Genomic DNA, 4,989 nt, shown 5'->3' with positions numbered 1-4,989 from the left:
AGCGTATCATTGACTAGAGTCATGCTCTCAACTCATACTGCTGGCCATCCCAGCCCATCTCTACCCAAACAGGTGTGTCCCAAGCCCAGTTAATCATCAGGGGCTCATTGCCTTTCCCGTTCGACAATCGCAGCTTTCCATTGACGACTTGGATGGCTGAAGACTTCCATTGAACTTTGGAATAGTACCGACGCCGTCGAGGTGGACGGGCGTTAGGGTCGGTTTGGCGGCGTTCTCGCCAGGACTTCAAAGAGGCAAAGAAGCTTTGCACTACCGCGTCTGCACTGTGAGCATGAAGTGTATTCTCAGGGTCGTTGGGAAACCACCGCATTAGCGTGGAAGGTTTCAACCACAGTCCCTTCTTGCGGACAACCCGCCAAAAGTGAACGAGCACCTTTGAGTACAGCTCGCCTGCTGCCCTGCTCAACAGCTGCAGTTGCTCTGAGACGCCTAGCTTGAGCTTGCGAACAAGGTACATGCAAAGTTGCCTTTTCTGTCGAATAGCATCTTACAAAAGCCGCCCTAGAAGGGCGGGGCTTGTAACCCAGTTTTTTTGGTCATCGTTTTTATCCCAGCCGCTGCTCGGTTTGCGGGTCAAACAGGTGGAAGCGATCCATGTCGAAGACCACTTCTGCCCACTGGTTAACCCGAAGCTGGGTACGGGGATCCACGCGGGCCACAAACTCCTGCTCGGCCAGGATCCCTTCTCGGTCGGTGGTGCTGAGATGGAGGATCACTTCATGGCCGATCAGCTCGGTGACGGAGACCTTAGCCCGCACCGGGGCAGGTTGGATCCCTGGGGGTTGGTACTGGGGATCGTGGATGTTTTCCGGGCGGATGCCGAAGATGACCGACTTGCCCGCATAGTGCCGATAGGGATCCGCCTGGTGGGGCGGGATGGCCACGCGGAAGGCGCCGGTATCGATCCAGAGGGTGCCCTCCTGCTCCCGCAGCTTGGCCTGGAAGAAATTCATGGCGGGGCTGCCGATGAACCCGGCCACAAACAGGTTGGCCGGGCGGGTGTAGAGGGTGTGGGGGGTATCCACCTGCTGCAGGCGGCCATCCTTCATGACGGCGATGCGGTTGCCCATGGTCATGGCCTCCACCTGGTCGTGGGTAACGTAGATAAAGGTGGTGCCCAGTTGCATGTGCAACTTGCTGATCTCGGCCCGCGCCTGTACCCGCAGCTTGGCATCCAAGTTGGAGAGGGGCTCATCCATCAAAAACACCGCCGGATTGCGCACGATGGCCCGCCCGACGGCAACCCGCTGCCGTTGCCCACCCGAAAGTTCCTTGGGCTTGCGGTTGAGCAGGTGTTCGATCCCAAGGCGTTTGGCCACCCCCCTGACCCGGCTTTCGATCTCTGCTTTGGGCAGGCCGCGCAGCTTGAGGCCAAAGGCCATATTTTCGGCCACGGTCATGTGGGGGTAGAGGGCGTAGGACTGGAAGACCATGGCGATATCCCGATCCTTGGGGGGGACATCGTTCACCCGGCGGTCGCCGATGTAGATGGATCCGGCGCTGATCTCTTCCAACCCGGCCAGCATGCGCAGGGAGGTGGTTTTGCCGCAGCCGGAGGGGCCGACAAAGACGAGAAATTCCCCGTCTTCGACGGTGATGTTCAGGTCATGGACGGCGGTGGTGTCTCTGTAGCGCTTGGTAACGTGTTCGTAGGTAACGCTGGCCATGCTCTCAACCTTGGCTCCGTTGCGCACTCAAACCCTATCCAAAGCGGCGGGCAAAAGTCAAATCGAGTTGAGTTCGGTAGGGAGAGCTGGGGATCCCTGCAGCGAACCCGATTTATTCCTGCTTGAAATGAGCGCAAGCTGAAAAACCAAAACGCAAGAAAGATTAAAAAAAGGTAGGCTCATCGCCTACCTCTAGGAGATCCTTTTTCCCATTGGGAAACTGCCCAACCTCTCGGCCTATCAGGAGACAACGCTCACTTTAACCACTTGGGCTTTTTCAGAGTCCGCTTTGGGCAGAGTCAGGGTGAGGATCCCATCTTTGTATTCGGCTTTCACCTGATCGTGTTTGATCCGGCTCGGCAGCGGGATCACCCGTTGGAAGCGCCCATAACGGAATTCAGTCCGGGTTACCCCTTTGTCTTCAGAGCGCTTCTCAAATCGCCGTTCCCCAGTGATGGAGACCGCTTCGGCTGTCGCTTGGATATCCAAGTCGTTGGGGTTCAAGCCGGGCAGCTCCAGCTTCAGGGTAATGGTTTCGGGATCATCGTGCATCTCCACTGCCGGCATGAAGGCGAAGCCGTCGGCCTCGGTGGTGCGAGGGATCAACCGGTCGAACATCCGGTTCATTTCCCGTTGAATTTCGTCAATTTCCCGAAATGGATCCCAGCGGACAAGAGCCATAGAGCATCCTCCTCCTCTATTACTTTGCTTTTTTGACTTCCAGTTCGAGTTTGGAGCTTAGCTTTTGGGGCTCAACTTTAGAGGTGCAAGCAAAACCTCTATGCTTCTAGTGTAGTCAAATCCGTTCCGGGAAATGTAGGGTTTTCTGGAATGTTTCTTAGGTGTTTACCCTACAGGTTTATCCATCCAAAACCCTCTGGGACTCCGTATGTTTGGGGCGGCGATGGAGTTTTGTGGGTAACCACATACTGAGACCGGTGGCCACCATCACCAGCAGCCCCAGTCCGTTTAAGAAGGGGTAAACCGCTTGCAGGTCGAGGGGGCCCCACTGCCCTTTGTGGATTTGGATCAGCCAGTAGTAGTCGAAGTTTTCGTTAAGGCGGGCAATTTGATACAGGGATCCCGTCAGCACCGTCACCACCAACGGCAGGGCCAGAATGGGGGCAAGGGTGCGGTGGATGCGGCGGATCATCTTCGGATTCAGGGCCATTGGGCTTTCTCCAGGGCGATGGGGCGATCCCTGCCATGGTATCAGGGCGACCCAGGGCAGATTTGGAATCCTACTCCACCCTGCTCAAGAACGGATCCCGAGCAAATCCTCGATCTTGGGCATTTGCTCGGGGGGGATGACCCGTCCTTCGTCCTCAAAGCCAGGGATCTCGTGGAAGTTGAGGTAGCGATACAGCTCGCCGGCAAAGGGCTGGATCTTGGTGGAGACGATCTCTCGGTACTCCTCAGGGGTGGGGATCCGGCCCAAAAGGGCGCAGGCGGCGGCCAGCTCGGCGGATCCCAGATAAACCCGCGCGTCTTTGCCCATGCGGTTGTTGAAGTTGCGGGTGGAGGTGGACATGACGGTGGCCCCGTCTTCCACGCGGGCTTGGTTGCCCATACACAAGCTGCATCCCGGCATTTCCGTTCTGGCCCCGGCGGCAGCAAAGATGCCGTATACGCCTTCCGAGCGCAGTTGTGCCTCATCCATGCGGGTGGGCGGACAGATCCAGAATTGGCGCACCTTGGCCCGCCCTTGGCCTTCCAGGATTTTGGCGGCGGCGCGGTAGTGGCCGATGTTGGTCATGCAGGAGCCGATGAAAACTTCGTCAATCTTGATCGGCGTATCGGGGTTGCCGGCGGCGTGTTGGGCATGGACTTCGCTCAGGGTCATCACCTTGTCGGGATCGTTGGGGGCACAGACAATTGGCTCGGTGATGGTGCTGAGGTCGATTTCGATGACTTCGGCGTATTCAGCGTCGGCATCCGCCTCCAGGAGGGTGGGGCTGGCCAGCCAGGCTTCCATTTTGGCGATGCGCCGCAGCAAGGTTCTCGCATCCTGATAGCCGCGGGCGATCATGTTCTTCAGCAGCACCACGTTGGAGCGCAGATATTCTGAGACCGTCTCGATGCTCAGCTTGATGGTACAGCCGGCACAGTTGCGCTCTGCCGAGGCATCGGTAAACTCAAAAGCTTGCTCCACCTTCAGATCCGGCAGGCCCTCGATCTCCATGATGCGCCCGGCAAAGACGTTTTTCTTGCCTTTTTTCTCAACGGTCAACAGGCCCCTCTGAATGGCCACGTAGGGGATGGCATGGACAATGTCCCGCAGGGTGATCCCCGGCTGCAATTCACCTGTAAAGCGCACCAGCACCGACTCCGGCATGTCCAAGGGCATCACCCCCATGGCGGCGGCAAAGGCCACCAGACCGGATCCTGCCGGGAAGGAGATCCCCAAGGGGAAGCGGGTGTGGGAGTCGCCCCCTGTGCCCACGGTGTCGGGCAGCAACATGCGATTCAGCCAGGAGTGGATGATGCCATCGCCGGGACGCAGGACAACGCCCCCGCGGGAAGCGAAAAAGTCGGGCAGCTCTTTGTGGATCTGGATGTCCACCGGCTTGGGATAGGCGGCGGTGTGGCAGAAGCTCTGCAGCACTAGGTCGGCGTTGAAGCCCAGACAGGCCAGCTCCTTCAGCTCATCGCGGGTCATGGGGCCGGTGGTGTCCTGGGATCCCACCGTGGTAATGAGGGGCTCACAACTGGTGCCCGGGCGCACGCCTGGCAGCCCACAGGCTTTGCCCACGATTTTTTGCGCTAGGGTATAGCCTTTGCCGGTGTCTGCCGATGGAGTGGGGCGGATAAACAAGGTCGAGGGAGGCAAACCCAAGGCTTGGCGGGCTTTGTCGGTGAGGGCACGGCCAATCAACAGGGGAATGCGTCCCCCCGCCCGCACTTCGTCGGGGAGGGTCTCGGGCCGCAGGGAAAAGGTGGAGAGAACTTGGCCGCTCTCCGAGCGGATGACGCCCTCGTAGGGGTAGATCGTCACCACCATGCCGGTTTCCAGGCGGGAGACATCGCACTGGATGGGCAAGGCCCCGGCATCTTCGGCGGTGTTGAAGAAGATGGGCGCGATGGTGCCCCCCAGGATGACCCCGCCGGCCCGCTTGTTGGGCACATGGGGAATGTCGTGGCCGATGTGCCAGAGGAGTGAGTTGAGGGCGGATTTGCGGGAGGAGCCGGTGCCCACCACATCCCCCACAAAGGCAACGGGATGGCCGCGGCGCTTCAGCTCGGCAATGGTAACCAGGGATCCCGGAGCGCGGGACTCCAGCATGGCTTGGGCGTGGAGGGG

At 59.1% G+C, this 4,989-nt stretch carries 4 protein-coding genes; all 4 read right to left on the bottom strand.

The window, feature by feature from the left end:
• Positions 1-566: 566 nt before the first annotated feature.
• The gene (locus tag NW818_RS13220; RefSeq protein WP_414424815.1) at positions 567-1,688 is read right to left on the bottom strand and encodes an ABC transporter ATP-binding protein; all 1,122 of its coding nucleotides are present in this window, start codon (positions 1,686-1,688) and stop codon (positions 567-569) included.
• 240 nt (positions 1,689-1,928) lie between these two features.
• Positions 1,929-2,369, bottom strand: a complete 441-nt coding sequence (locus tag NW818_RS13215) for an Hsp20/alpha crystallin family protein (protein ID WP_414343518.1) — start codon at positions 2,367-2,369, stop codon at positions 1,929-1,931.
• A 178-nt stretch (positions 2,370-2,547) separates the two neighbouring features.
• The gene (locus NW818_RS13210; protein WP_414343517.1) at positions 2,548-2,859 is read right to left on the bottom strand and encodes a PepSY domain-containing protein; all 312 of its coding nucleotides are present in this window, start codon (positions 2,857-2,859) and stop codon (positions 2,548-2,550) included.
• Positions 2,860-2,943: 84 nt separating this feature from the next.
• Positions 2,944-4,989: bifunctional aconitate hydratase 2/2-methylisocitrate dehydratase (locus NW818_RS13205; RefSeq protein ID WP_414424814.1), on the bottom strand; the 2,046-nt coding region annotated here is incomplete at its 5' end.

This window comes from Synechococcus sp. R6-5 (assembly GCF_047461775.1).
Classification (GTDB): domain Bacteria; phylum Cyanobacteriota; class Cyanobacteriia; order Thermostichales; family Thermostichaceae; genus Thermostichus.
Note: the sequence above shows the minus strand (reverse complement) of the source record. Positions and strands in the feature narration are given on the sequence as shown.